2 protein-coding genes and 1 pseudogene are annotated in these 3878 nt (G+C 50.9%); all 3 read left to right on the top strand.

Features of this window, described 5'->3' with window-relative positions; all coding sequences use genetic code 11:
* A pseudogene (locus AC3DOM_RS16440) lies at window positions 1-862 on the top strand (IS1380 family transposase); the annotation flags it as partial.
* A 246-nt stretch (window positions 863-1108) separates the two neighbouring features.
* Window positions 1109-1990 (top strand): hypothetical protein, encoded by an 882-nt coding sequence (locus AC3DOM_RS16435; protein WP_487920121.1) that lies wholly within the window; start codon window positions 1109-1111, stop codon window positions 1988-1990.
* Window positions 1991-2052: 62 nt separating this feature from the next.
* Complete coding sequence (locus tag AC3DOM_RS16430) at window positions 2053-3459, top strand: hypothetical protein (protein WP_487920120.1); 1407 nt, start codon at window positions 2053-2055, stop codon at window positions 3457-3459.
* The last annotated feature ends 419 nt before the right edge of the window (window positions 3460-3878 follow it).

Below are 3878 nucleotides of genomic sequence, written 5' to 3'. Positions count from 1 at the left end.
TGGTCAACGTTGAAGGCCACCAGGAAGGTGCGGTCAAAGGATACAATCCAAAAAAGCCCGGGAACAACTGTTACAACATCCAATTTGCCTTCTGCGATGAATTAAAGGCATACATCACTGGGTTTGTGAGAAGTGGCAACACATACACAGCAAACGGCGCGGCTGAAATGATCAAAGAAATCGGTGCCCATATTAAAACCGATGATTTGGAAATCCTGTTCCGCATGGACAGCGGGTATTTTGATGACGATATTATTGAAACCATAGAATGCACCGGTTGCAAGTATTTGATCAAGGGCAAAGAGTATCCAAACCCTCGCTTCTCAAGTGACCGATCCATCCGTTTCGTTCACTGAAGGTAAGGAAGGCCGTGAAACAACTGAGCTTGTTACGAAACTGGGCACCTGGGACAAGGATAGAAGATTTGTCGTATCCCGCGTATTAAAACCAGAAAAAGACAGGTCGCAACTATCTTTTCTGGAAGGCAGCGATTACGAATACTTCTACTTTGTGACCAATACCGAACTGCCTTCAGAAAAAGTGGTCATTGCTTACGAAAAACGCGGCAATGCCGAAAATTACATCAAAGAAGCCAAAGTATGATATGGCCGTTGGGCACCTTCTGCTTCAATCCTTTTGGGCAAACGAGGCCATCTTTCAATTGATGATGCTGGCTTACAATTTGTTTTTGTTGTTCAAGATGGACTTCGCAAAGGGAACGGAATACCGTCAGCAAATCAAAACTTTCCGCTTGAAATATATCTTCCTTGCAGGGAAGATCATCCGAACGGCCAGAAGCGTGATCATGAAGCTTTCTGAAAAATATCCGTATCGAGAGATGTATGAACAAAGCCTTTCCTGAAAAAACTTTTTTTGTCTCAACCCGTTATTTGTATTTAAGTCCGACCGAGAAAAATCATTTACAACATCCGATTTTGTGTAATGGATCGCTAAGCATGATGTACAATGGAGAATATTATGATAAATTTAAGTGAGTTCAGCCACCCCCATCACCCTTCTGGGGTGAAAATGTTGGTTAAATATATCAGACGTGGAATTTCGGTTTAACATTATTTTTAAGCGATCATGGATGTGATAGGAGGCTGGTATGAAAAAAACAACGATTTTACTGGTTGTAATAATGATTGTTCTGTCTGCGTGCGCAGCACCTTCGGAGAAGAAATGCGGGGACGGGGTATGCGACGGGCCTGAGAATGGGAAGAACTGCCCGGAGGACTGCACCCTCTCACAAGGAGCAGGCGGCGAAAGCAGCGATGCGCAAGAGGGAACGGAGAGCCAGGATGAAGCGGAAGCGGATGCCAGGGATGAGGGGCAGACAGACGATGTTTTCGCCGAGGTGTATGTGGAGATCGCGGTAACGCGGGATGAGGGCGTGGGCGACTGCGGCGTGGAACCCTGGGGTGTGGATCATATTGATGGCGGTGATTTCACATGCCCGCCGCCAAAATACTGGTTCGGCTACGACCTTGAAGCGACTGCCATGCAGCAGGTCAATCTGATCCCGCAGGGAGAGGGCTGGGTGTTCACACCGAGAACAAAGGGCGGAGGCACTTACCAGCAGGCGTCTGCCTGGTCAGACGGGCAGCGGGTCTGCGAACCGAAATCCATGCAGGCGAAACCGTTTGGTTTCCAGGTTGAGGGGGCTGCCGCCGGGGGAGAGATCACGATGACCTTTACCAGCAACCCGGTGGAGATTGCAACCTGGGAATGCGACAGCGGGACCACCTATGAGCGCGAGACGACGCTGCTGCGCATTGACTGGGGCGCGGCGCTGGGCGGTGATTACCACGACCTGTCGGTGTTTTTATCGGCTGCCGATCACGTTGGCGATTCGAAATACCGAAAGACCTACAGCGCGGATATGAATCCCAGCCCGGATGAGCGCGACCACGCGCAGGTGTCGCTGACCTTTACCTGCATGCAGCAGCGGGATGCTGCCACTTCGGTGGAAACTGCCTGCCCATGGTAGGGAGACGCTGAGTTTCAAGGCCATAATGAATGTGAAGCAATTTATCGAGGAGAAAGGGAAAATTGAAGAGATCGCCAGTTTGGCTATCCTATTCATTGGTCATTGTTGAAATTTTGATGGGCTGCACCCTGGTTGACATTGGCAGCACACCAACTGCAACGGTACCCATCGATGGAATGAAACAGGTAGAAAGTATTGAACGCGCCAAACCTGGAGAAATTTCCTATACGGAGATACACTCGCCGGAAAACGGAAAGATCGCCGTCCGAATCGATGTGCCCCAACAGCCGCGCTATGGGGAGAGCGCTCCAATTATCGTGGTCGCCTCCACCTGGTTCGTGGAGAAATATAATAGCGCCGCAACGCCGTTCCACCTGGAGTTCAATCCGGTCAGCACCGGCGCAATGGTGATCACACACCTGTGGCCGGGAAAGACTGACCCGGATAGTGGAATGCGATCCGAGGGGGTGTATGACTTCGGCGGCCCGGACAGCCTGGCTGCACTGCGGGACACGATCCAATTCGCGCTGGGAAAAATAGCGGATGTCAAGGGAAAAACCCTGGCTGACCTGATCACCATCAAGCCCCTGTATGAGAACGTGGGGATGTTTGCATCCTCTCATGCCGGCGTGGTGGCCACGAATGTGATGGCGTATTATGGCGAAACTTTCCCGGAACTAAAATACTTCGTCGGGCGTGAGAATCCCACCATGGCGGAGATGTATCCGCTCGAGATCGGGCACTTCAACCAAAACCTCCGGCCGATTTACAACCTCTATTATGACCCGGATGGATATACACCGACTTCAATCGCTGTGGATTACACACACCTGAGCTGGGTGCAGAATAACTCCTATCCCGAAGGCCGGCCGATATTCCTCGTCCCAGGCAAGCAGGATTATGTGTTGGATGATAAAGGACCCAATATTAACGGAAAACGATGGTTCTCACATCCTCTCACACAAGCCCTGTGGGATAACGGGGTATTCAGCGCCCAAAGCTGGCCGGAGGATGTTGCCACCCCGGAAGAAACCGCCGCATTTTGGCCGTACCGCGAGACGATCCGTAATTACGCTCTGATCGGCGAAAAGCTGCCCGAACTGCGTGTGATGCTGGTCTTCGCGGCTTTTGACCACGTACAGACGGCACCAGATAAGCCGCATATCCGCCAGGCGTATGACGGCTTCCATAAAAACGCGGGTTTGTGGACGCGTTTGAACTGCGACCTGGCGTATATCCAGGCGGAAGTACACCCGAGCGCATCCGCTGAAAACGGCTTTGGGGGGCATCCCGCCAACACGGAACCGAGAAACTGGGAAGCCGAGGCGATGAGTTGGGGATTCGAAGGACGCCTGGCAGGCGAACTGACCGCAAAAAGCGTGCCGATTGCATGCGCAGCGGAAATGGCAGACCGCGTGCAGACAAACAACTGGCAGCCCAACCTGGATGGTGTTCTTTTTACCAGATAGCAATTGATGGAATCTGATTTGCTGTTGGGCTTGAGAGGATGAACTCATCTGCCTAATTTTTCCCTCCTACTCAGCGTAAGCACGTATTTCGTTATTATAATTATTGGATATGCCCACCAATAACGTACAGAATCCCTGGATCAGGTTTCTTATATTCGCGGGGATATTGTGCATCCTCATTCAAGCGCTCAGTTTTATCCCAAAAGAGACCAGCCATGAGAAGAACGGCAATTTCTGGCCATATTTCTACCAGTCCCTGTCGCAGAATTCTGTCGATGTGGTGTACATGGGAAACTCACACTCAAAAACAACCTTCATCCCGGAAGTGATCGATAAGCTGCTGGGCACACGATCGATCCATGTGTGTAGCGGTTCAGAGCCTATGAGACAAAAAAGGGGATAAAACTAAGAGACACATT

The organism is Candidatus Desulfolinea nitratireducens (assembly GCF_982879505.1).
This window is presented reverse-complemented; position numbering and strand designations above follow the sequence as displayed.